The 21,828-nt window shown below is 48.2% G+C and carries 23 protein-coding genes and 1 other RNA gene; 13 read left to right on the top strand and 11 right to left on the bottom strand.

Features of this window, described 5'->3' with window-relative positions:
- Positions 1-180: 180 nt before the first annotated feature.
- Both A3842_RS08155 and A3842_RS08150 read left to right on the top strand, forming a co-directional pair.
- Positions 181-612 (top strand): MerR family transcriptional regulator, encoded by a 432-nt coding sequence (locus A3842_RS08155; RefSeq protein ID WP_074101028.1) that lies wholly within the window; start codon positions 181-183, stop codon positions 610-612.
- A 37-nt stretch (positions 613-649) separates the two neighbouring features.
- The gene (locus A3842_RS08150) at positions 650-1,327 is read left to right on the top strand and encodes a zinc metallopeptidase (protein ID WP_074086107.1); all 678 of its coding nucleotides are present in this window, start codon (positions 650-652) and stop codon (positions 1,325-1,327) included.
- 37 nt (positions 1,328-1,364) lie between these two features.
- Here the strand turns inward: A3842_RS08150 and gltC are convergent, their stop codons facing one another.
- Together gltC and A3842_RS08140 are read right to left on the bottom strand one after the other, a co-directional pair.
- Positions 1,365-2,279, bottom strand: coding sequence for a glutamate biosynthesis transcriptional regulator GltC (gene gltC / locus A3842_RS08145; RefSeq protein WP_074086106.1), 915 nt, complete (start codon positions 2,277-2,279; stop codon positions 1,365-1,367).
- Positions 2,280-2,293: 14 nt separating this feature from the next.
- Positions 2,294-2,920 carry a rhomboid family intramembrane serine protease gene (locus A3842_RS08140; RefSeq protein ID WP_074101027.1) on the bottom strand — a complete coding sequence of 209 codons (627 nt, stop codon included), beginning with the start codon at positions 2,918-2,920 and terminating at the stop codon, positions 2,294-2,296.
- 116 nt (positions 2,921-3,036) lie between these two features.
- Here A3842_RS08140 and tpx point away from each other — a divergent pair, with 116 nt between their 5' ends.
- Entirely contained in the window at positions 3,037-3,555 is a 519-nt protein-coding gene (tpx, locus tag A3842_RS08135) for a thiol peroxidase (protein WP_074086104.1), read from the top strand.
- 167 nt (positions 3,556-3,722) lie between these two features.
- On the opposite strand, the gene A3842_RS08130 is transcribed toward tpx, so the two are convergent.
- The 3 genes from A3842_RS08130 to A3842_RS08120 form a co-directional block, all read right to left on the bottom strand.
- Positions 3,723-4,112: a DUF1499 domain-containing protein gene (locus A3842_RS08130; RefSeq protein ID WP_074086103.1), complete on the bottom strand. Its 390-nt coding sequence runs from the start codon at positions 4,110-4,112 to the stop codon at positions 3,723-3,725.
- A 164-nt stretch (positions 4,113-4,276) separates the two neighbouring features.
- A non-coding RNA gene (gene ssrS, locus A3842_RS08125) (6S RNA) lies at positions 4,277-4,468 on the bottom strand.
- 93 nt (positions 4,469-4,561) lie between these two features.
- Positions 4,562-5,395 carry a YesL family protein gene (locus A3842_RS08120; protein WP_074086102.1) on the bottom strand — a complete coding sequence of 278 codons (834 nt, stop codon included), beginning with the start codon at positions 5,393-5,395 and terminating at the stop codon, positions 4,562-4,564.
- Positions 5,396-5,574: 179 nt separating this feature from the next.
- On the opposite strand from A3842_RS08120, the gene A3842_RS08115 reads away from it, so the two are divergent.
- Positions 5,575-5,670 carry a dihydroorotate dehydrogenase gene (locus A3842_RS08115; protein ID WP_074086101.1) on the top strand — a complete coding sequence of 32 codons (96 nt, stop codon included), beginning with the start codon at positions 5,575-5,577 and terminating at the stop codon, positions 5,668-5,670.
- Between the two features lie 83 nt (positions 5,671-5,753).
- On the opposite strand, the gene cshA is transcribed toward A3842_RS08115, so the two are convergent.
- Positions 5,754-7,418 (bottom strand): degradosome RNA helicase CshA, encoded by a 1,665-nt coding sequence (cshA, locus tag A3842_RS08110; RefSeq protein WP_074086100.1) that lies wholly within the window; start codon positions 7,416-7,418, stop codon positions 5,754-5,756.
- 318 nt (positions 7,419-7,736) lie between these two features.
- Here cshA and A3842_RS08105 point away from each other — a divergent pair, with 318 nt between their 5' ends.
- The 4 genes from A3842_RS08105 to A3842_RS08090 all read left to right on the top strand — a co-directional run bounded on the left by A3842_RS08105 (position 7,737) and on the right by A3842_RS08090 (position 11,956).
- Positions 7,737-8,564, top strand: a complete 828-nt coding sequence (locus tag A3842_RS08105) for a YitT family protein (RefSeq protein WP_074086099.1) — start codon at positions 7,737-7,739, stop codon at positions 8,562-8,564.
- 172 nt (positions 8,565-8,736) lie between these two features.
- Entirely contained in the window at positions 8,737-8,925 is a 189-nt protein-coding gene (locus A3842_RS08100; RefSeq protein ID WP_178382026.1) for a hypothetical protein, read from the top strand.
- Positions 8,926-9,207: 282 nt separating this feature from the next.
- Positions 9,208-10,458: a putative glycoside hydrolase gene (locus A3842_RS08095; RefSeq protein ID WP_074101026.1), complete on the top strand. Its 1,251-nt coding sequence runs from the start codon at positions 9,208-9,210 to the stop codon at positions 10,456-10,458.
- 127 nt (positions 10,459-10,585) lie between these two features.
- Entirely contained in the window at positions 10,586-11,956 is a 1,371-nt protein-coding gene (locus A3842_RS08090) for an MATE family efflux transporter (protein ID WP_074101025.1), read from the top strand.
- A gap of 44 nt (positions 11,957-12,000) precedes the next feature.
- Here A3842_RS08090 and A3842_RS08085 read toward each other — a convergent pair whose 3' ends face one another.
- The 4 genes from A3842_RS08085 to A3842_RS08070 all read right to left on the bottom strand — a co-directional run bounded on the left by A3842_RS08085 (position 12,001) and on the right by A3842_RS08070 (position 16,971).
- The gene (locus tag A3842_RS08085; RefSeq protein WP_074086095.1) at positions 12,001-12,261 is read right to left on the bottom strand and encodes a metal-sensitive transcriptional regulator; all 261 of its coding nucleotides are present in this window, start codon (positions 12,259-12,261) and stop codon (positions 12,001-12,003) included.
- A gap of 15 nt (positions 12,262-12,276) precedes the next feature.
- Complete coding sequence (locus A3842_RS08080; protein WP_074101024.1) at positions 12,277-14,733, bottom strand: CoA-disulfide reductase; 2,457 nt, start codon at positions 14,731-14,733, stop codon at positions 12,277-12,279.
- 119 nt (positions 14,734-14,852) lie between these two features.
- Positions 14,853-15,824, bottom strand: coding sequence for a 6-phosphofructokinase (gene pfkA, locus A3842_RS08075; RefSeq protein ID WP_074086093.1), 972 nt, complete (start codon positions 15,822-15,824; stop codon positions 14,853-14,855).
- Positions 15,825-15,888: 64 nt separating this feature from the next.
- The gene (locus tag A3842_RS08070) at positions 15,889-16,971 is read right to left on the bottom strand and encodes a tetraprenyl-beta-curcumene synthase family protein (protein ID WP_074086142.1); all 1,083 of its coding nucleotides are present in this window, start codon (positions 16,969-16,971) and stop codon (positions 15,889-15,891) included.
- A gap of 225 nt (positions 16,972-17,196) precedes the next feature.
- Between A3842_RS08070 and A3842_RS08065 the strand changes: the two genes are divergently transcribed.
- Positions 17,197-18,432, top strand: coding sequence for an MFS transporter (locus tag A3842_RS08065; protein WP_074101023.1), 1,236 nt, complete (start codon positions 17,197-17,199; stop codon positions 18,430-18,432).
- Positions 18,433-18,611: 179 nt separating this feature from the next.
- Here A3842_RS08065 and A3842_RS08060 read toward each other — a convergent pair whose 3' ends face one another.
- Positions 18,612-18,809: a cold shock domain-containing protein gene (locus A3842_RS08060; RefSeq protein ID WP_019911834.1), complete on the bottom strand. Its 198-nt coding sequence runs from the start codon at positions 18,807-18,809 to the stop codon at positions 18,612-18,614.
- A gap of 172 nt (positions 18,810-18,981) precedes the next feature.
- On the opposite strand from A3842_RS08060, the gene A3842_RS08055 reads away from it, so the two are divergent.
- The 4 genes from A3842_RS08055 to A3842_RS08045 all read left to right on the top strand — a co-directional run bounded on the left by A3842_RS08055 (position 18,982) and on the right by A3842_RS08045 (position 21,796).
- Positions 18,982-19,215 (top strand): hypothetical protein, encoded by a 234-nt coding sequence (locus A3842_RS08055; protein ID WP_074086091.1) that lies wholly within the window; start codon positions 18,982-18,984, stop codon positions 19,213-19,215.
- Positions 19,216-19,221: 6 nt separating this feature from the next.
- Complete coding sequence (locus tag A3842_RS32430) at positions 19,222-19,392, top strand: hypothetical protein (protein ID WP_167374752.1); 171 nt, start codon at positions 19,222-19,224, stop codon at positions 19,390-19,392.
- Positions 19,393-19,598: 206 nt separating this feature from the next.
- Complete coding sequence (gene pepF / locus A3842_RS08050) at positions 19,599-21,389, top strand: oligoendopeptidase F (protein ID WP_074101034.1); 1,791 nt, start codon at positions 19,599-19,601, stop codon at positions 21,387-21,389.
- Positions 21,390-21,475: 86 nt separating this feature from the next.
- Complete coding sequence (locus tag A3842_RS08045; RefSeq protein ID WP_074101022.1) at positions 21,476-21,796, top strand: LapA family protein; 321 nt, start codon at positions 21,476-21,478, stop codon at positions 21,794-21,796.
- The last annotated feature ends 32 nt before the right edge of the window (positions 21,797-21,828 follow it).

The raw sequence follows: 21,828 nt of genomic DNA, 5'->3' as shown, positions 1-21,828 counted from the left end.
TGTAAGAGTGCATTAACCGAGCATTGATCGTGCTTTGTCAGCATATACTTAAAGTAAGTGTGACGTTTGACTGTATGGTTTTTATTTTGGTATCATTAAGTATGCTCTATTATATAGAAAGAACATATTAAAATTCAGAAGAACTAAAGTTCTTTCATCGAGGTGAGAACCCATGGGGATATGACCCTTTACCGGATCGGCGAGCTGGCCAAAGCTGCCCACACCAGCGAACGGACGATTGATTATTACACGAAGCTGGGACTCATTGCACCGGAATCAAGAAGTGATAAAAATTACCGGTTGTACAGCCATGAAACCCTGGTTACTTTGGAACGTATTAATCAATTAAAGCAAGAGAAATATACGTTGGACGAGATCAAGACCATGATGAGCAAGTGGAATGAGGCTACACCTGAAAATGACGTCTCAGACCGGTTAGTCGAGCTTGAGCTTCAAATGCAGCGCCTGGAGCGTGAGGTAAAGGCACTGGAGCCCGTCATTAGCGGTTTGAAGCCTGGTCAAGCCAGACGTGCACTTGCAGCCCTGCTTCCTCAAGGAGTTGCCTGCATGGAGGCAATTAAGCTCCTGCTCACACAGGGGCCGCCAATGTAAGTAAACCGCTTAATAAATCACTTCGGAGGAATGACATATGAATTCTTTTATGTTTCTATTGGTAATAGTCGCTTTTCTATTCTCTTTATGGGCCCAGTTCCGTGTGAAGGGCAACTTCAATAAATGGGCCAAGGTAGCCAACACAAGCGGAATGACCGGTTATGATGCAGCACGTCGCATGCTTGATGCAAATGGCCTGGGAGATGTGCCGATTGAGCCCGTACGCGGTTCCCTTTCTGACCACTATGACCCTATCCACAGGGTTGTCCGTTTGTCAGAGCCCGTGTATTATGAGCGCTCCATAGCCGCCATTTCTGTGGCCTGTCACGAGGTAGGGCATGCAATTCAGCATAAAGTCCATTATCCCATGCTTACGCTGCGTCACCGGATGTTCCCGGTGGTCAACTTTGCCTCGGGAATCGCACCCTTTATGCTGCTGGCGGGTTTTCTGTTCAGTTCCTTTAACCTTATTGGCCTGGGCATCATTTTCTTCTCCGCCGCTGTTGCCTTTCAGCTTGTAACGCTGCCTGTTGAATTCAATGCAAGCAACCGGGCACGTCAGGTCATGGTAGAGCAAGGCTTTATCCGTAATGAGGAAGAACGCGGAGTAGCCAAAGTACTGAATGCGGCAGCTTTGACATATGTGGCGGCTGCCCTGGTATCCTTACTCGAACTCCTGCGTTTGATCACAATGTTCCTCGGAAACCGCGACTAACCGCTAATTGACCTTATTCATAACAATACCCCGGAGGCTAAGAGCCTACCGGGGTATTGTTATTCCTGTTTTTGAAATAGGTCAGCAGAAAAGTCCGAAAAGACCGGGCCACCAGCGGCAGTTTCCCATCGGCTCTGTGAATAAGCCCTACCGTCCTCGTTATAGCCGGGTCGACGATCCGAACCTGGGCCGGCTGCATCGGATTGGTCTGATATAGTGCCATCTCCGGCAGGAGGCTTACTCCCATTCCTGCAGCAACCAAACCGCGTATCGTGTCTGTTTCTCCGCCCTCAAAAGCGATTTGCGGCTTGAACCCCGCCTGCAGGCAGGCTTGCCATACAATGGGCCTCAGGGAGTATCCCTGGCTGAACAGGACAAACTTTTCTTCCCGGAGCTGTTCAAGACGGATGACCTCCTCCCCGGCCAAAGGATGATTCTGAGGAAGAATCGCGAACAACTCCTCGGTCATGACAATATCTCCAGCGACATGTCCATCATCCTCCGGGAAAGGCGAGATAAACGCCAGGTCCACCTCTCCTGAGATTACATCCTTGATCAGAGAAGGGTATGCCCCCTGCTTAAACCGGAATTTCACATGAGGATAATGCTTGCGGAATTCAGCAACGATTGTTGGTATTAGATGAGTTCCCAGACTGTGGGGAAATCCGATCCGGATCTCGCCGCGTTCCGGGTCCAGAAATTCATGCACCTCAGCAACGGAGCGCTCCAGTTCCTTAAGCACAGACTCCACTCTTTTGCAAAAGAGCTGCCCCACCGGGGTCAACTGCAGGTTACGCCCCTTTTGCATGAACAAATCGACACCAAGCTCCTGCTCCAGCTGATGAATCTGGCGGCTGACTGCGGACTGGGCGACATGCAATTCCTCCGCTGCTCTTGTTACATGTTCCTTCTGGGCCACCTTTAGAAAATATTGCAGCTGTCTGAGCTCCACTTGAGCACCTCCCGTTATCGTCGGCTTCTTTTAAAGATGCGAATTATGAGTCCATAGAGGAAAAAGCCGGCAGCCAGCCCGCTGAGATGGGCCATCCAATTCACATTCGGAGTCGCAAAGGACATAATGACCCCCATCACCAGAAGGCCGTAGAGCGTCTTGCGTGAGCTCTCGTCCATCATCTCCCTTTGTATCAGAGCAATATATAGAAACGCGCCATAAATAGCATAGATTGCCCCTGAGGCCCCCACGGAGACCATCACTGTATCCACAACCGAACGGCTGCTGATAACAACGGACAGATAATTGGCGATGTATCCGCCAGCCATATAGAGCAGGGCGTAACGCCACCAGCCCATCAGGCGCTCAAGCGGGGGGGCAAATACCAGAAGGGCAAAGCAGTTGAAGAATAAATGGGCAAACCCGTTATGTAAAAAGGTTGCTGTTACATAACGCCACATTTCATCCTTTTCCGGCCCCGCATTTAAGGTCGCTCCAAACTTCTTAAGTGTCTCCAGATTGGTCGAACCGCCATTGACCGTCAATACAATGAACATAAGTACATTTAGCAGAATCAGAATACAGGTTACCGGATAATAACGGATGTACCCTTTCCATTTCTCGTACCTTATGAATATCATAGCACCATCCCTTATGTAACATAATTTGTCCTCGTTGGACATCCAGCTTCTAAAAAGATTATAATTTATGTTGGCAGTATGAATCCAATCATGCAATTCAAGGAGGAAACAAGGATATGACGCAAGAAAGAACAGGTGTAGCCACATTCAAGGGCAACCCCATTACTCTCGTAGGGCCTGAGCTAAAAGCCGGAGATACCGCACCCGATTTTGTGGTAGGCAAGAATCTTCTGGAAGAAGCTTCCCTCAGCGATTATTCCGGCAAAATCAAGCTGATCAGTGTTGTACCTTCTCTGGATACCGGAGTGTGCGATGCACAGACCCGCCGCTTCAATACTGAAGCCGCTGAGCTCGGTGATGATGTGGTCATTCTAACCATCAGCATGGACCTTCCGTTCGCTCAAGCCCGCTGGTGTGGCGCAGCCGGTATTGACCGCGTTGTAACACTGTCTGACCACAAAGAGGCATCCTTCGGACAAGCCTATGGTGTACTGATCAAGGAATTCCGCCTGGACATGCGTTCTATCTTTGTTGTAGACAAAAACAATACCTTGGCTTATGTAGAATACCTGGCTGAAATGTCCGAGCATCCGAATTATGAAGCTGCCGTAGCTGCCGTAAAAGCACTGCTGTAATTGGAAAGAGAACCAAATCACATATAGCAATAGCCCATCTTTTAAAAAAAGCGGCAGAAGGTCATCCTTCTCCCGCTTTTGGTTTATGATCCAACATGAAAGGTTATTCGGGCAAAGCCCGAAACCGTATACAATCCATGAACAGGAAAAATTCCCATGGTTTACGCTTAGTCCACTTTATATTTGCCCAGCTTTTTCTCCAGTGTCTGGTATAAGCGCTGAATAACACGGTAGTTGGCACCCAAATCGCCAAGCGATCCTCTGGATGCCGAATAAATATCAACGGCACAGCGTACCGGAGAAGTATTCAGTACTGACACCGTGATATCAAGCGTCCGCCCAAAGCCCGTCCTTTTTTCCAGGGTGATTTCGCCAACAGACTGCACTTCATGAAGCACTTTGAATCCAGGAACCTTCTTAAGCGTAGAGGATACTTCATCCCACGCCTTGTCTCTTGAAAGATTGTAATAACGCGTCTTTAAAGCCGGGTCTTTAGCACGGTCGCTTGTTCCGTCATGACTGCGAAATAATCCGACCAAGGTTCTTTTCAACGACAAAATACTTCCCCCTCTTCAAATCCCAAGTTCATTAGTCTAAGTGTAACATTCTTAACCCCGGAACAAAAGGGCATAGCTCACTTTCGGGTTATTGCTCTCATACACAAAAAGGCGCCCCGTATCCGCAACAAAGCGGGAAAACAGGGCACCTTGTCAATAACAGTAGAAAACCCGCCTATGCCGTCCGGCTACAGTGTCTTCTGAACCTGCTAGAGCAGGTGGGTGACCGCAGAAGTCGTTTTTGAATTCCCCAAGTCGTATAGACAGGGCATTTCAGCTGCGCTTCATATAGATCTCCCAAGACATTATCATTGGTTCAAAACAACGAGCAACCGTAACGTACATCGCAGGAATTACCCTTATTATATTGCGTTTTGACGAAAATGTAAACCTGTATGCGCTTTATTTAACACTTGAATACAGTTTTCGCCTATAAATCCCGGTTTTTATTATCGTTTTGTTAAATCCGTTTGAGGTCTTTTGTCGTTCTCTTCATCTTCATCTTCTTCATCCAGATCGTCTTCCGCTTCTCTCTCAGCTGCCTCAAGCGCCGCAAGCTCTTCCTCTTGCTTCTTCTTCTCCACCTGTTCCTGAAGCTTATTGTAGGTAGCATAGAAATTAAAGAAGGCCAGCATAGAAATCAGTGTAGGAATACAAATGGCATAAAGCACTGTATACCGCAAACCTATGTAGGCTAGAACCGCTGAGCCAATAAGTGTCGAGAACACACGGATCGGCCGGGCGATGGTCAGCAGTATCGAATTCGTTACCACTTCTTTGAAGGTCATTTGGTAGTGAACCACAATCGAGAAGAAATTAAACATAGAGACGAACAAAATAATCATCAGCACCAGCATCAATATACCGACAATTCTGAAATTGGCCATCTGAGTCATGTATACGGTCACATCTACATACATAACGACGAACAGCAGGGTATAGATCGCCCCTCCTAGCATGCTCTTCAAATAATTCTCTTTATACCCCTGAAAAAAAGTGCGGAATGTACTTACATCCGTATTGCCCATAACCCATTTGCGAACAACGGTAAACAGTGCTGCCGTTGCCGGAAATACGGTAAAAGGCGCCAAAATACCCAGTGCCCAGTTGAGTGTGATCTGTTCATTAGGGCCCCCTGCACCTGAACCCAGCATAATCATCTTAGTTACTGCCATGAACAGAAACGGAACCGAACATAACGCCCACAAAATATTACTGAAGGCGATACGCGAAATCCACTCCGTGATGCGATATAAACCACCCATTGCTCCCTTAAACTCCAATTTCCTTCCTCCTGTCTGTCTCGCACATACTGCGTATCTTAACTATACCTTATTTGACCCGAACTTTTCCAGCGCCCAAGTTTGAGATTCTGGGTTAATGTCTATGCATCCTTGACGGAGAGTCCATATATTAGAAATGTAACCACTCAAATCAACAACTTTTGAAGGAGGTTGACCTCATGTCCGCACCTGGCTGCTACAATCCTTGGACTTCCACTGGGACCATTCTCGTACTGTTCATTCTGCTCGTAATCATCACTCGTACTTTTGTCTAAAAATAAAACCTTGCTACAAACCAAAAAGAAGACGAGAGCCGATCTAAAGGCTTCTCGTCTTCTTGTGTTATCAGGCCTGCTAATTAAATATCGTAATCTTCGCGTTTAGCCGGGCGTGTGCTAGTGCTGCTTGGGCGTGTGGATGGTTTGCGGTCACTGCTGCGTCCAGCGCCTGCATCACGGCTCGCACCGGAATCACGGTTGCCTTTGTAGCCGCCGCCATATCCGCCGCTGCTATTGCTACCGTAGCCGCTGCTATAACCGCCACGACTGCTGCTGCTGCCGCTGGTGCCGCCGCTTGCATTGTCACGGTTGCCTCTGTATCCTCCGCCTGTACCTGTACCTGAACCTGTGCGGTTACCGCCATATCCGCCGTTAGGCTTGCGTCCACTGCGGATATCATTTTTGCCACCACGACGTTTAGCACGGATAGGATCTTCCGGTGTCAATTCAATCTGAGCATCTTTGGTGTCACCGGTAAGCAGCTTCATTGCTGCAGACAGCAGTTGAACTGAATCATATTGCTCCAGAAGCTGAATAGCAATGCCTTTGTATTCGTTCAGCTCACCGCCGTCTTCTACCATTGCCAGCAAACGTTCAGCTGTAATGCGTTGTTTGCCTTCGATAGCCTCAGCCATCGTTGGAAGAGGTTTGCGGGTAATACGGTGACGGGTAACACGCTCAATCAAATGCAGGTGATCCATCTCACGTGGCGTCACGAAAGACCAGGCAGTACCTTCCTTGCCGGCGCGGCCAGTACGGCCGATACGGTGTACATAGCTCTCCGGATCCTGTGGAAGGTCAAAGTTAATAACATGTGTCACGCCGGAAACATCGAGACCGCGTGCCGCTACGTCGGTAGCTACAAGCACGTCAATGCTGCCATCGCGGAATTTGCGCATTACAGCATCACGCTGATTCTGGGACAGGTCACCATGAAGGCCGTCTGCAGAATAACCACGTTTCTGCAATCCTTCAGCAAGCTCATCAACCCGGCGTTTGGTACGGCCGAATACGATAGCCAGATCAGGAGACTCCATGTCAATCAAGCGGCTCAGCGCTTCAAATTTCTGCCGTTCAGGCACTTCGATGTAAGCTTGATCAATCAAAGGTGCACTGATTTGCTTAGGAATTACAGAAACATGTTGTGGATTCTTCAGGAACTGCTGGGCAAGACGTTGAATGTTAGGGGGCATTGTTGCTGAGAAAAGCATGGTTTGGCGTTCTTCTGGTACAAGCTTGAGGATCGATTGAATATCCTCCATGAATCCCATATCCAGCATTTCATCCGCTTCATCCAAGACGATGGTTTGAACATCATCCAAACGGATAGTCTTGCGGTTGATATGATCCAATAGGCGTCCCGGTGTACCGATGATGATTTGCGGTTTCTTTTTCAGACCGCGGATTTGACGGCCGATATCCTGACCGCCGTAAATAGCCAGGGAACGGAGACCTTTGAAACGGGTCAGTTTGCCGATTTCTTCGGCGACTTGAATGGCAAGCTCACGGGTCGGTGTCATTATGAGAGCTACGATTTTCTCTTCTTCCCGGGGAATCTTGGAAATGAGGGGAATACCAAAAGCAGCAGTTTTACCGGTACCTGTCTGTGCCTGGCCGATAAGGTCCGATCCTGCCATTGCAATTGGGATAGCCTGCTCCTGAATGGGTGTAGATTCCTCAAATCCTAGCTCTGTGATTGCTTGCAGCACTTTTGGCTCCAAGCCGAATTCTGCGAATGTTTTCAAATTATTCATGCTCCTTCTATACAGTGGACATTCCACATGCTTGTCTGTATTCTTAAGTAGCGGTAAACACATTTATAGGCTGTCCAATCATGCCGGATTCTCTGCATGGTTTAGCTCGCATTGGGACCAAAAGATGTCCTGATCAGGCCTGGGTGAATATGCCTGAACAATTGTGTTCTTGCACTCTAATCAATGCAAAAAACACTATTGTAACGTCCTACTCAAGAATATCCTATACATTATATCACAAACTCGATTAGGAATACCAGTGTATTCCTTACTTTCATTACTTACATTACGCGTCAGAGGTGAATTTGCTTGTCAAGACTAAAACAAATCGGGAATTACCTTGCAATTATCTTCGGTTCAGCGATGATTGCATGCGGCTTTAACCTGTTTTTAATTCCTCACAGACTGCTGAGCGGAGGAGTTTCAGGGCTGGCCATGTTGGTCGGATACTTTACCCCGTTCAATATCAGCTTAATGTATCTGTTGTTCAATGTACCTTTACTGGTAGCAGGCTGGTTTCAGCTCGGACGGAGATTTATTGTCCTGAGTATCCTGTCGGTAGGTGCTACTACCTGGCTTATGGCTTTAATCCCAACGGCCACTGTAGCTTCAGATATGTTACTCGCCTCCGTATTTGGGGGAGTGCTTGTTGGTGTCGGCGCCGGTGTATCCTTCCGGGTGGGCGGTTCTTCAGGGGGCTTCGATATTCTGGGCTCCATAATTATTAAGCACCGTGACTTTCCAATTGGTAATGTGCTCGTTGGACTGAATGGGCTTGTCATTCTAACTGCAGCCTATTTTGACAACAATTGGAATTTAGCACTGGCATCGATGGTTTCTATTTACGTGTCAGGCAAGGTCGTGGATCTGATTCACGTCAGCCACATTAAAGTGACGGTTTACATTGTAACCACACGCACCGATGAACTGCTTCAACAGCTTCTTGGACTGCAGCGCGGAGTGACAAAGATTAAAACTGAAGGTGCTTATTCTCATGTGGAGCGGGACATGCTAATGACAGTGACTACACGTTATGAGCTGGCTGAATTAAAGCGGATTATCAAAAACAGTGACCCGCAGGCTTTTGTGAACATCGTAGAAACAGTTGGGGTAATGGGTTCCTTCCGCAAAAGATAGGCTCAAAAAAAATGCGCATACTTTAAAATTATGATATATTAGACTCACGCAGGACCTTACAAATTTCATGAAGATTGTGATTTACCCTCTTTTTTCCTGGCACTTCGTTTTCCGATGAAACCTGAATTCAATTCAGCACTATTCGAAAAAGGAAAGGGTGATTGTTGTGGAAATGGAAACGGTAAAACTGTCAGCAATCGTCATGAGATGGTATCCGGATATGATACCTTTTCTGAAGCAGGATGAATTGAACTCTGTGATTGTTCTGCGTGACGGTCTGAGTATTCTGGAACCGGAAGATGCGATGGATATTATCCATTACAGCATTTACGAGCATCAGAATTCTGCGTATCTTCAATAAGTAAAATGCTTGGAACCCGTTTTAATAGTTGCCGCTTTGGATTCGGCCGTGGCCGGACCCGAGCGGCATTTACTTTTTTAAAGCTTCAGGTACCACCTTTTTAAAGGCCAGGGCAATCATTCTTATGAATTGTATGGTTTAAAATCTGTACATCCCGTTTATAAACAACAAGAACGGTTTTTATGCGAACAAAATTACGGGGATTGTTACAAGTCTGTTCTTTTTGGACGCTGCCGTTCCTTTATACTTTAAGGGAATGTACATAAAGGGAGAGAATAACAAATGAATATCACCTGGGCTCTACTGATGATGGCTCTGGGAAGCGTCGGCGTACAGCATAATTCACACGAAGCCGACGTGACCGCCGCACTACAGTCCGCCATAAACCCATCCATCGCCGCACAGCACTCATCAAATCCTAACGCTTCACCGAACACCGCGGGAGGAAACGAAGCAACACCTGCTCCAGGCGCTACGCCGGACGCCGAAGCTTCCCCGGGTGCTACAGACACCGCACTTCTAACCGATCCTCAGCCGGATGCCCCTAAGGTCAAAGGCATTTACGTAACAGCCTATAGCGCTGGTGGATCCCGGATGGAGACTTTGCTCAACCTGCTCGACCAAACCGAGCTGAATTCTATGGTCATTGATATTAAGGACGATGCCGGATACATCACATATAAAACAGATAACGCAGAGCTTCAGCAGATGGGCCATCCTCAGCCGTTCATTGGTGACATCAACAAACTGATGGAACGTTTGAAGAAGCATAACGTCTACCCCATTGCACGGATTGTTGTATTCAAGGATTCCGTACTCGCCAAGAAAAAACCTGAGATGTCCTTTGTTACTGCCAATGGTTCAGTATGGACCAATAAGGGCGGAGACAGCTTCGTGAATCCATATAATCAGGATGTATGGAAATACAACGTAGATATCGCCAAAGAAGCCGCCAAACTCGGCTTCAAGGAAATCCAGTTCGATTATGTTCGTTTTCCTGAAGGCTTCGAAAAACGCGCAGACACACTCAAATACACAAAAAGCGACCGTCCACGGGTAGAGATCATTTCTGATTTTGTTAAATATGCCAAAACCGAACTTAGCCCGCTCGGCGTACGTGTTTCGGTTGATATTTTTGGCTATGCAGCCTCTGTCCCTGCTGCGGAAGGCATCGGCCAGGACTTTGTAAAAATCTCCAAGAATGTCGATGTTATCAGCCCAATGGTCTATCCAAGCCACTACTCAACCGGCTGGTTTGATGTGAAAGATCCGGATAAGAACCCATACGCCACTATCAAAGGCTCCATGGTGGATACACATAAGAAGCTTGATCCCCTAGGCAGCTTCAAACCAATCATCCGTCCCTGGATTCAGGACTTCACCGCAAGCTGGCTCGGAAGCGGGCATTATGTCAAATATGGCAAACAGCAGGTTGAGGACCAGATACGTGCCCTAAAAGAAAAGAACGTCGATGAATTCCTGCTCTGGAATGCCAATAACCGTTATACTTCCGGTGTAGATTACGAAAAATAAGAAAAAAGTTTTCAGCCATTTTCAAATTCTAATTTTACAAGCATCCTTTATAGACCCCACATTGTGGGGTCATTTTACTGGGATTGGTCCCGGAAATTAAATATAAGAATGAAGAGGCTTATGTACAATGATACCCACGACTTCAATGAAACAAAAGGCTAGACAATTCCTGTATATTTTATTCCCTATCCTTATTACACAGGTTGCGTTATCCGCCATCACTTTTTTTGATACGAATATGTCAGGCAAATATGGCACGAACGACTTGGCCGGTGTAGCGATTGGAACCAGCCTGTGGATTCCCATCCAAACCGGACTCAGTGGCATCCTCATGGGGATTACACCCATAGTTTCTCATTTGATGGGAAGTAAAAATGAAAAAGACGTAGCTTATCAGGTCACTCAAGGCATGTGGCTGTCCCTGCTCATATCGCTCTTGGTGCTGGTATTCGGTGCGTTTGCCCTATCGCCCGTACTTGATTTCATGAACCTGGAACCACAGGTGCGTGATATTGCCTTCCGTTTCCTCTGCGCCATCTCCGTAGGAATCATTCCGCTGTTTGGCTACACCGTAATTCGCAGCTGTATTGATGCTCTCGGGCAGACAAGGGTTTCTATGTTCATCACGCTAATTGCATTACCGGTAAATGTAGGCCTCAACTATCTACTGATTTTTGGAAAATTTGGATTCCCCCGTCTTGGCGGCGTTGGTGCAGGCGTTGCATCAGCTATAACCTATTGGGTGATTTTTGCCATCTCTCTGTTCTTCGTCTATCGGTCCGAGCCGTTCCGCAGTCTGCAATTGTTCCGCAGATTCTACTCCATGTCCCGGCGGAGCTTCAAAGAACTGCTTAAGATCGGAGTACCCATCGGCTTCTCTATTTTCTTCGAAACGGCAGTCTTCTCCGCAGTTACGCTACTGATGAGCCGGTTCGATACCGTAACCATTGCTGCCCATCAAGCGGCAATCAATTTTGCCTCCACATTGTATATGATTCCTCTGAGCATTTGCATGAGCCTGACGATCCTCGTCGGCTTCGAGAGCGGGTCCGGCAGATTGAAGGATGCCCGGCAATACGGAATTTTGGGCATCGGGACTGCTGCTGTACTCTCTCTGGTTACAGCTCTCGTGCTGCTATTCGCAGGTAATCACGTCGCCGGCTTATATTCAGATGAGCCCGAGGTCATTTCACTTATTCAGCATTTCCTAATTTACGCCATTTTCTTTCAGATTTCCGATGCAATTGCCACTCCTACACAAGGGGTACTTCGGGGCTACAAGGATGTGAATCCGGCTTTTATTATCTGTTTTGTTGCTTACTGGGTAATCGGTCTACCCACGGGATATCTACTCGCAACCTATACAGATTTAGGTGCTTACGGATACTGGATTGGCCTGATCACCGGGCTTGCCATCGGGGCTATCCTCCTGCTGTCCCGTCTTGTCAAAGTACAGCGCCAGTACGGACATACCAAAACCAATCCTACCCGGATATAACAAAAAAGAACAGCGCGGAATCAATTCCGCAGCTGTTCTTTTAGTTATCGGCTTTTCACCAGCAGTTCTACCGCCTCTTGAATGACTTGATTGGGCGAATTCCCTTGCTGCAGCTCCTCCTGGATACAATGCTCCAGGTTGGCTCCGATGACGGCACCTACCGTACGGTCTACGGCTGTTCGTATTGCGGTGAGCTGGATAACAATCTCCCTGCAGTCTTGTCCTTCTTCCAGCATACTTAACACGCCCCGCACTTGTCCTTCAATGCGTTTTAGTCTATTCTTGATCCCTTTATCATATTCCATTGCTATACACTTCCTTTAGATGAACAAATTGACGCCTGAATCCTCAGCGGCCCCTAGGTAACTGGCGACGCCGCCAAATTCAACGCCTGCTATTAATTCCTCCTGCTTGATTCCCATGATATCCATACTCATTGTACAGGCCATCAGCTTTACACCTGCATGGATGGCCCCCGACATCAGCTGTTCAAGAGAGTCCACATTCTTTCGTTTCATGGTGTGCCGGATCAGTTTTGCCCCGAGACCGCCCATATTCATTTTGGAGAGGGACAATTTACGGGTACCTTGAGGCATCATCATGCCAAACATTTTGTCCAGTCCCTTTTTGTGAACCTCTGGAGCCTGCTCGCGACGCAACAGATTTAATCCCCAAAAGGTGAAGAACATCGTGACTTGCTTGCCCATAGCAGCTGCCCCGGAGGCAATAATGAACGAAGCGATCGCCTTATCCAGATCCCCGCTGAAGATAACCATAGACGTTCCTTCCTTCTCCGCTGTTGAGGTAAGAGGAGCCGCATCTGCCTCCACTGGCTTCTGAATTCCTTTACGCACAAGGGCCTGAACCTTGCCCCCTGAGACATCCAAGGATTCCAGTGTATTCTGCGTCTTGAGACACCACTGCCGGATATCCGCGGCAAAACCAAAATCTGTTGCTACAATTTCAAGCTGCTGTCCCTCTTCCATAGACTTCACGGTCTCGTATACTTTGAGTATAGGGCCAGGGCACTGCAATCCGCAAGCATCCAGCATAAGCCGCTGTTCAGTAAGACTGGAAACTTCTGGAACATTAATCCGATTTTTCTTTTCTCCTTCTGGATCTACACCTCTGTCTATGGCCATCACAGCGTAGGTTTTATAGCCCCCGTCAACATTTTGCACATCGTATCCATACTGCATCAGCATTCTTGCCGCGATATACCCTCTGAGACCGACTTGGCAGGATACCGCAAGCTTTTGATCAGAAGGTATTTCAGCAAGGCGGTTTCTCAGCTCGGAAAGAGGGATGTTGATGGAACCGGGAATATAACCGGCAAGACGCTCCACCTCATCTCTGACGTCGATAATAAGCCCCCCGGACCGGGTGAAGTCATCCACTTGGTACCATTGAAGATTCTTCACCATACCTTCCATTACATTCGAAGCAACATATCCGGCCATATTCACGGGGTCTTTGGCAGAAGAATAAGGTGGCGCGTAGGCCAGCTCTATATCCGCCAGTTCGTCTGCTCTGAGCTTTCCCCGGATAGCCGTAGCAATCACATCAATCCGTTTGTCGGCGCCTTCACTTCCCACTGCCTGAGCCCCAAATATTTCTCCTGTCTGGGGGCTGAACAGCAGTTTAATAGCAATTGGGGCTGCACCTGGGTAATAGCCCGCATGTGAATTTGGGTGGATGTGTATGGATTCATATGGAACTCCCAGAGATTTCAGTGTTTTCTCATTATTCCCGGTAAGGGCCGAGGTCAAGCCAAAGGTTTTGATAATTGCTGTGCCCAAAGCGCCTTCATAAGCAATGGACCGGCCATTGATATGATCTGCGGCAAGACGGCCCTGACGGTTGGCGCCCCAAGCGAGTGATACCATGGTTTCAAAGCCTTGAACTTTATCTCTGACTTCAATAACATCCCCTACTGCATAGATCGCAGGATCACTTGTCTGCAGTGTGGCGGTAACTTTTACAGCCCCCCGGACTCCCAGCTCCAGTCCACTGTTTCTGGCCAGCTCATTCTCCGGTGTAACTCCAATGGCTAGAATAATCATATCCGTAGCAAAAGTCGTACCAGATGCGAGCTGTAGCAATCGGCCACCCTCCATGATCGCCTCCACACCCTCATTCAACCGGAGCTCCACTCCGTTCAACCGCATGTGTTCTTCAACCGGTCGTGCCATTTCGGGATCAAGCGGGTTCAATATCTGTGTACCCCGGTCAATTACCGTCACTTCAAGCCCGCGTTCCCGCAGATTCTCCGCCATTTCCAGCCCGATAAATCCAGCTCCGATAACCGTTGCGTGCTTCGGATGCTGATGATCGACATATGCCTTGATCCGGTCTGTATCTGGAATGTTTCTCAGTGTGAACAGATTATCCGCACTGGTGATCCCAGGAATTTGAGGAACAACCGGTCGTGCACCGGGAGACAGGATCAGAATATCGTAAGGAATCTGAACAACTTCACCTGTGATCACATTACGGGAAAACACTTGCTTGCTCTCACGATCAATGGCTGTAACCTCAGTCAATGTCCGTACATCGATATTAAATCTCTGCTGTATCCCCTTGGGAGTCTGGAGGAACAACTTCTCCCTGGAGTCTATAGTTTCTCCAATGTAATATGGAAGTCCGCAATTGGCAAAAGAGACATGCTCTCCCCGCTCCACCAGGATAATCTCGTCTTGTTCATTCAATCTCCGCAGACGGGCAGCCGCTGAAGCCCCGCCCGCTACACCGCCAACAATTACAATTCTCTTACTCATTCCGTTTGCCTCCTCATTTATATACCCTATGGGGTATATAATATACGGGCGGGGGTATATAGTCAAGTGTAAAAAAGACCGCCTTCGCTAGGCGGCCTTGATGAAAAATATCTATAAGACTATTGGGAAAGACGGGATGCCAGCTCGTAAAGCTCGGTATCAAAGTCTTTTTTGGTATTAACAACCAGATCGATGTCTGTAAGCGTAAGCTCACCCTTGATAATGCCGCAAGCTTTGTCAGACTGACCTTCGATCAGGGAACGTACAGCAAAGTCGCCTAAACGGCTGGCCAGATTACGGTCTCCTGGAGTCGGAGTACCTCCACGCTGAATATGTCCAAGAACTGTAACGCGCGCGTCCAGGGAGGCGTGACGGTCTTTCAGCGCCTGAGCCACATCTTCGCCCTTGCCTACACCTTCAGCGACAATTACGATACTGTGACGTTTACCTCTGGCAAAGTTGTCGCGCATACGGTCGGCTACTTCGTTCAGATCATAAGGCATTTCCGGTACTAGAATCGTTTCGGCTCCGGAAGCAAGACCGGCATGTAGTGCAATATCCCCGCAGTGGCGGCCCATAACTTCTACGATCGATGAACGCTCATGCGAGGACATCGTATCACGAAGCTTATTGATGGCATCAACTACAACACCTACCGCAGTATCAAAGCCAATGGTATAGTCGGTGAACGAAATATCATTATCGATGGTACCCGGCAAAGCCATAGTATTAATGCCAAGCTTGCTAAGTTTGTTAGCTCCCTTATAAGAGCCGTCTCCGCCGATAACAACCAATCCGTCAATTCCCATCTCGTTCAGGATATCCGCACCCTTTTGCTGACCTTCGGGGGTCACAAACTCGAGGCAGCGGGCCGATTGGAGAATGGTGCCTCCGCGCTGGATAATATCACCGACACTGCGCAGATCCATAGGGAAAATGTCACGGTTCAGCAGGCCCTGGTATCCACGCTGGATTCCGAACACTTCAATACCGTAGTAGATTGCACTACGTACTACTGCGCGTACAGCGGCATTCATGCCCTGCGAATCTCCTCCACTGGTTAATACTGCGATTTTTTTTACGTTTGCCATCCTGTTAGTTCCTCCTTAAAATTGTGCGGAGCCCGTTCTTGATCAGAATAACGCCCCGCAGCCTCTAATACATATGTCTGCGTATCCAGCGGCTGTTCACGAAGAAGAATAATCTTGTCAGAGGACTTCTTCTCATCAGACGTCTGGATACTGAGCGAACCTCCCGCTGTTCGCTGACTTTCGGATCGGATAAATAAAGTGCCAGCAAGCCCTCGATGACCATGCGATGCATTGAGGTCTCGGGTAGATTCCGGACATCCCTGCGGGCCCACTCCACAATGGAAGCGATCCGATTCAGCATGGTATCACTATTGTCATAATAATTGCAGAAATTGAGATCCCCGCCAGCCCGGTCCTCATCCTGATCGATCAGGTAATCCAGCATAATGTGCAAACCGCATAAATGCGGAAAGTATGCCGCCCGAATGGAGGCCGCTGCCGATGTGCTCAGCTTGGGGTCGCATGAAGCCAAAAACAGCATAAATACGCCGAGGGTTGAGCCTGTTGCCGCCGCAAACTCATTCCACTGCAAATGCGGGGCCCGCTTGCCTTCCACCTCCCACCATTCCTTCAGGGCAGCCTCCCTGAGATCGGGGCGGATGTGCTTATAGACCTGCAAATCCGTATACAGCACAGCCAAACCATGCACTTCTTCAGCTGCGGCAGCATAGCCGGGTAAGAGTGCAGTCATCTCCTGGCATTTGCGGACAAGTCTGTGCAGATATCCTCCGTCATTCTGTTCAGTGCGAAGCGCATAGTAATTACCAAGCTCAGCCTTAGGGTTAATGGCATCCAGCATGGATTGATGCAGCAGCCTGAAATCGGCAGGATCAAGAGATGTGCTGCGGTCACACAGGTTGTCCAAATAATCACTGATCGTTTGATAAGCAACAATAAGCGGAATCAGTATATGTCTCATCGACAAATTGCCGGCGGCATATATTCCGCCACCCTGGCAGTGAAACTCTTTGGTCTCAATGCTGGCAAGCGCTTGCTTCCGTAGCTCGGGGTCGGGAATCCCTTCCGCATCCTGGCGCCAGAAATGGAGACATTCCCGCACTTCCGGCAGCACGTACTTGTAGACCCTGCTCATCAGCCCGATTGGGCCGCGTGGGCTAAGGTAACGGCCTTGCTCAAATTCATTCAATGACAGTGCCTCCACATTGTTGTCTCCTTATCCAAATCATCATTATTATAATATGCAGAGCGTATTTGTACAAACAACAAAATCACTTTCGCAAAACGCTGAAAGATTCAGAAATCTCCTGATTTCTGCGGACATCCGGCGTTTGCATTGTGCTATACTAGAACGCGTTCAACACTAAAGTATGGATTACGAAGCCGTATCTCATATTCGGAGGAGTGCAATTTCATGTTATCAGGACGGACCGGAGGCCAGTACAGCGATCAAAACTGGCTGCGATCCTTTATGTTCACACTCTACGGCACAAGTGTGCTGGTAGTATCTTATTTCCCATTATTTTATACTCACCTTGGTTTCAGCAGTCCCCAGATCGGAATCCTGTATTCTATAGGACCGCTGATCTCCATTCTGTCCAACCTGTTCTGGAGCATGATGAGTGACAGGCTGGGCACCATCAAAAAAATCTTGGCCATTCTTCTGGCCGGCCAACTGGTTACCGCACTGCTGCTGGCAAGAACTACGGATTTTGGGGCCGTGATGTTTATTTTGTCCCTTTTCTATTTCTTCTATTACCCGTTATTCCCGCTTGCGGATACGATGGCGATCAAAATTGCCCAGCGCCACGGGCGCAACTTCATTACGATCCGGGTATTCGGATCACTTGGCTACTCCTTCTTCGCACTGACCATCGGATATGTGCTGAGAGCTCTGGGCTCATCGTCCAGCATAGCGGTCTGCATAGTAATCGTAGTGATTGCGCTACTCATTACCTTTGGACTGAAGGATGTCAAACGGACCGAAGAAAACAACAAGGCCATGATCGCCGGTTCCGAAGAGGAGCCGCTTAAGCGTGGAGGACTGAAACAGATTTTGCTGCAAAAGGAAGTCCTATGGTTCTTCGGCAGTGTCTTCGTGCTTGCGATCGGATACCGGATGAATGAAGCCTTCTTAACACTCAGCCTCAAAGCCATGAATGCCGGAGATGAAATTATCGGCTGGTCGCTGCTGGCTTCAGCCTTGAGTGAAATTCCCGTTTTTTTCGTCCTGAGCAAATACGGTGACAAATTCAAAGAGCTGCCGCTGCTCGCTTTTGCCAGTCTGATGTTTGCTGCACGGTTCCTGTTCATGTCCTTGGCGAATGAACCCGGTACTGTGATTGCTATACAGGCCATGCACAGCATTTCATTTGGCATATACTACGTAACGGCCGTCCGGTACATTACGCGCATTATCCCCGATCATCTCCGTGCAACCGGCATGGCAATCTTCACAGTTGTATGGTCGAGTGCGGCAGGTCTGCTCAGCGGAACATTTGGCGGGTTCCTCTATGCGGATGCTGGACGGACGGTATTCTATGTGGTGGCGATGAGCTTCTCGTTGCTCGCCTTCGTCGGTTTTTTATCCAAGCACCTGGTGGACACTGGCTTCAGTATCGTCCGTTATTCCCGCCGCAAAGGCAATTAATTCTATCAAGGGGCTGCACTTCTTGCTACCGGCGGCCCTTCGTTGCTCTAACAAGTAAAATAAAAAAACACAGTTCCCGAAAGAACTGTGTGCTTTGAAGTTGCTGGTTATCACTCTTGCAAGTGCTGCCATTCCAAAAATATATGTTGTGACTGACAGACAAACTGTCCAGCCGTTTATTATAGTTTAACTACGTTAGCTGCTTGAGGACCACGGTTACCGTCAGTAATATCGAATTCTACCGCTTGGCCTTCATCCAAAGTCTTGAATCCGTCGCCTTGAATTGCTGAGAAGTGAACGAATACATCTTCGCCGCCTTCTACTTGAAGAAAACCATAGCCTTTTTCTGCGTTAAACCATTTTACTGTACCTTTCAAATGAACAACCTCCTAAAAATACCGCCATATATGACGAATGCTTACATTATACCCCAACTATACCTCCAAATCAATCCATCATTTCCCTTCTCCAGTGATAATATTTGCTTTTCACTTCCCCCGTGCGTTATCATTGAGCCAAAAGCCAAAAATCGCCAGGGTGGTAATGATAATGATCAAAAAACATGAAATATACAAAACAGACAAATGGAATATGATGACGGTAGAAGTTCAGGGGCGCTATATTGTTCTCCGCGAAATTTCTGATCAATGGGGAGAAGAAACGCATACCTTTATGAGCCGTCCAGCTATGATGCAATGGGTCAACAACCGTTTCAACAAAGAATCGTATAAAGATAATGAAGAAGAGTACAAAAATATCATCGCTGCCTTCAAACAGGTCTAGCCGGGAATGGATAACGAGAATTTAGTTATTTTCATTATTGTTGTTCTCTGTCTTGGAGCAGTGCTGATCATGGGCAAGGAAAAAGTGCCGCCGCGCCTCAAGCGCGGCATGGCCCTGACTGCGGTCATTCTCATTGCCATGGCTTTTATCTTCATTATTTATAGCTTGGTGGCATAGCTTCTGAGGCTGGATCATTCATAATCAGGATTTGGGAGGGCATACTAAGTCAACCTTAAAGTGTTAAGGAGGCTTCCGTTATGTCCTTTGCTGTCAAGTCCCTCCCGCTTCTGCTTGCCTTAAGCCTGCTGCCGGGCGATCCCGCTGCTTATGCGGCACCGCAGAAGAATATGCCTATTACATCCCATCATCCGAGGAGGATTTCTATGGAACAATTATTGAAGAGAAGTGAAGTGCCCGCCGAAAACCGCTGGAAGCTTGAGGATATGTTCGCCTCACAGGAGCAATGGGATGCAGAATATAAGGAAGTCAAGGAGCTTATTAATGGCGCGGCCGATTTCCAGGGCAAGCTTGACTCTCCCGAAGCACTCAAAAAATGCTTTGAGCTCGACGATAAGCTGTCCCTGCTGACCGAACGCCTCTATGTCTACGCGCACATGCGCCAGGACGAGGATACGGCTGCCCCAACCTTTCAGGCCCTCTCCCAAAAAGCGAAGAAGCTTGGAGTGGAAGCCGGGGAAGCTCTTTCTTTTGTCACACCGGAAATCCTTGCCCTGCCAAATGAGAAGCTCGACCAGTTCATTGCCGACCCTTCCCTGTCGGAATACACCTTCACCTTGACGGAAATGAAGCGCGAGAAAGCGCATGTTCTGTCCAAAGCGGAGGAAGCTCTCCTGGCCCAGGTGGGTACGCTTGCCCAAGCGCCGCAAACCGTGTTCAGTATGCTGAATAATGCGGACCTTAAGTTCCCGAAGATCAAGAATGAGGAAGGCAAGGAAGTAGAGTTGACGCATGGCAGCTACATTCAGTTCCTCGAGAGTCCCGACCGTGAGGTCCGCAAAAATGCTTTCAAAGCGGTGTATGAGACATACGGTAAGCAAAAAAATACAATTGCTGCCACGCTAAGCGCAAACGTCAACAAAAATGTCTTTTACTCGCGTGTCCGTAAATATCCCTCTGTTCTGGAAATGTCGCTCTATGGTGACAACATCCCCAAAGAGGTCTACACGAACCTGATCGATACCATTCATGAGAGCCTGCCGCTGATGCACCGTTACATGAAGCTGCGCCAGAAGCTGATGGGTGTCGACGAGCTACATATGTATGACCTGTTCGCACCGCTCGTGGACGAATACAAGCTGGATATCACTTTTGAAAAAGCCAAGAAGATTACCAAAGAAGGCCTGAAACCACTCGGCGAGGACTATCTGGGTGTGCTGCAGGAAGGTTATGACAAGGGCTGGATTGATGTCTACGAAAATGAGAATAAACGCACTGGCGCTTACAGCTGGGGAGCCTACGGTACCCATCCTTATGTGCTGCTGAACCATAACGACAACCTGAACAGCATGTTCACACTGGCTCATGAAATGGGCCACGCCCTGCATTCCTACTATTCGGACAACACGCTGAAATACCGGGATGCACAGTATACAATTTTCCTCGCAGAAGTAGCTTCCACTACCAACGAAGCACTCCTGATGGATTATCTGCTGAAGAAGTCAACCGATCCGAAGGAAAAAATGTACCTGCTTACTTATTATGCCGACCAGTTCCGCACTACGGTGTTCCGGCAAACCATGTTCGCTGAATTCGAGAAAATCATCCACCAGCGTGCTGAAGAAGGCGAATCCCTGACACCTCAGGATCTGTCAGAAATCTACTATAACCTTAACGTCAAGTACTACGGCAAGGATATGGTGGTAGATAAGGAAATCGAAATGGAATGGGCACGGATTCCTCATTTCTACAACAGCTTCTATGTCTATAAATATGCTACCGGCTTCTCGGCGGCTACCAGCTTCGCCAAGCAGATTCTGGAAGAAGGCAAACCGGCGGTAGATAAATATCTCGGCTTCCTGAAGAGCGGCGGCAGCGATTATTCGATCAACATTCTCTCCAAGGCAGGCGTTGACATGTCCTCTCCTGCACCGATCCGCGAAGCGATGAGTGTCTTCGAAAGCGTGATTGAACAAATGGAACAGTTGACCAAATAAGGCAAAAAGCTTAGTATTACTGTAATCCCTTGCCCTCTGCGGGCAGGGGATTTATCTTGTCATCTATGCTTAGAGGAGGAAGTTACATGAGATTGCAATGGTCACTTATCTTAGGCCTGATTTTCGCCTTGCTCACCGCCGTGTTCGCAGTCATCAATGTGGACCCGGTTCAGGTTAATTTCTATTTTGATGTTGTCAGCATTCCGCTGATCCTGGTCATACTTGGCTGTGCGCTGATCGGCGGGGTGATTGTCGGCTCTTACGGCATTTTTCGCCAATACAAGCTGCAGAAGCAGATCAAAGGCCTTACGGCAGAACTAAACAAGCTCCGTGATGCAGGGAATTCCCTGGATGCGGTGCCAGTAAATCAGGACAGCTTGTCCTCTAACAGCACGTCCCAGCTATAAGAGATAGCCCGTAAGAGAATCTAATATATGTG

The sequence above is a fragment of the Paenibacillus sp. P3E genome (assembly GCF_001909045.1).
In the GTDB taxonomy this organism is placed as follows: domain Bacteria; phylum Bacillota; class Bacilli; order Paenibacillales; family Paenibacillaceae; genus Paenibacillus_AQ; species Paenibacillus_AQ helianthi.
The sequence above is the reverse complement of the archived record's forward strand: the minus strand, read 5'-3'. Positions and strand labels throughout refer to the sequence as shown.

Bases quoted from the DNA above. Each gene is read 5' to 3' on its own strand.
- A3842_RS32430 (WP_167374752.1), top strand. From the start codon at position 19,222: ATGGATAACGAGAATTTAGTTATTTTCATTATTGTTGTTCTCTGTCTT.
- A3842_RS08115 (WP_074086101.1), top strand. From the start codon at position 5,575: ATGTCCGCACCTGGCTGCTACAATCCTTGGACTTCCACTGGGACCATT.
- A3842_RS08065 (WP_074101023.1), top strand. From the start codon at position 17,197: ATGTTATCAGGACGGACCGGAGGCCAGTACAGCGATCAAAACTGGCTG.
- A3842_RS08095 (WP_074101026.1), top strand. From the start codon at position 9,208: ATGAATATCACCTGGGCTCTACTGATGATGGCTCTGGGAAGCGTCGGC.
- pepF (WP_074101034.1), top strand. From the start codon at position 19,599: ATGGAACAATTATTGAAGAGAAGTGAAGTGCCCGCCGAAAACCGCTGG.
- A3842_RS08080 (WP_074101024.1), bottom strand. From the start codon at position 14,733: ATGAGTAAGAGAATTGTAATTGTTGGCGGTGTAGCGGGCGGGGCTTCA.
- A3842_RS08085 (WP_074086095.1), bottom strand. From the start codon at position 12,261: ATGGAATATGATAAAGGGATCAAGAATAGACTAAAACGCATTGAAGGA.
- A3842_RS08055 (WP_074086091.1), top strand. From the start codon at position 18,982: ATGATCAAAAAACATGAAATATACAAAACAGACAAATGGAATATGATG.
- pfkA (WP_074086093.1), bottom strand. From the start codon at position 15,824: ATGGCAAACGTAAAAAAAATCGCAGTATTAACCAGTGGAGGAGATTCG.
- A3842_RS08090 (WP_074101025.1), top strand. From the start codon at position 10,586: ATGATACCCACGACTTCAATGAAACAAAAGGCTAGACAATTCCTGTAT.
- A3842_RS08150 (WP_074086107.1), top strand. From the start codon at position 650: ATGAATTCTTTTATGTTTCTATTGGTAATAGTCGCTTTTCTATTCTCT.
- A3842_RS08100 (WP_178382026.1), top strand. From the start codon at position 8,737: ATGGAAACGGTAAAACTGTCAGCAATCGTCATGAGATGGTATCCGGAT.
- A3842_RS08045 (WP_074101022.1), top strand. From the start codon at position 21,476: ATGAGATTGCAATGGTCACTTATCTTAGGCCTGATTTTCGCCTTGCTC.
- A3842_RS08140 (WP_074101027.1), bottom strand. From the start codon at position 2,920: ATGATATTCATAAGGTACGAGAAATGGAAAGGGTACATCCGTTATTAT.
- tpx (WP_074086104.1), top strand. From the start codon at position 3,037: ATGACGCAAGAAAGAACAGGTGTAGCCACATTCAAGGGCAACCCCATT.
- A3842_RS08155 (WP_074101028.1), top strand. From the start codon at position 181: ATGACCCTTTACCGGATCGGCGAGCTGGCCAAAGCTGCCCACACCAGC.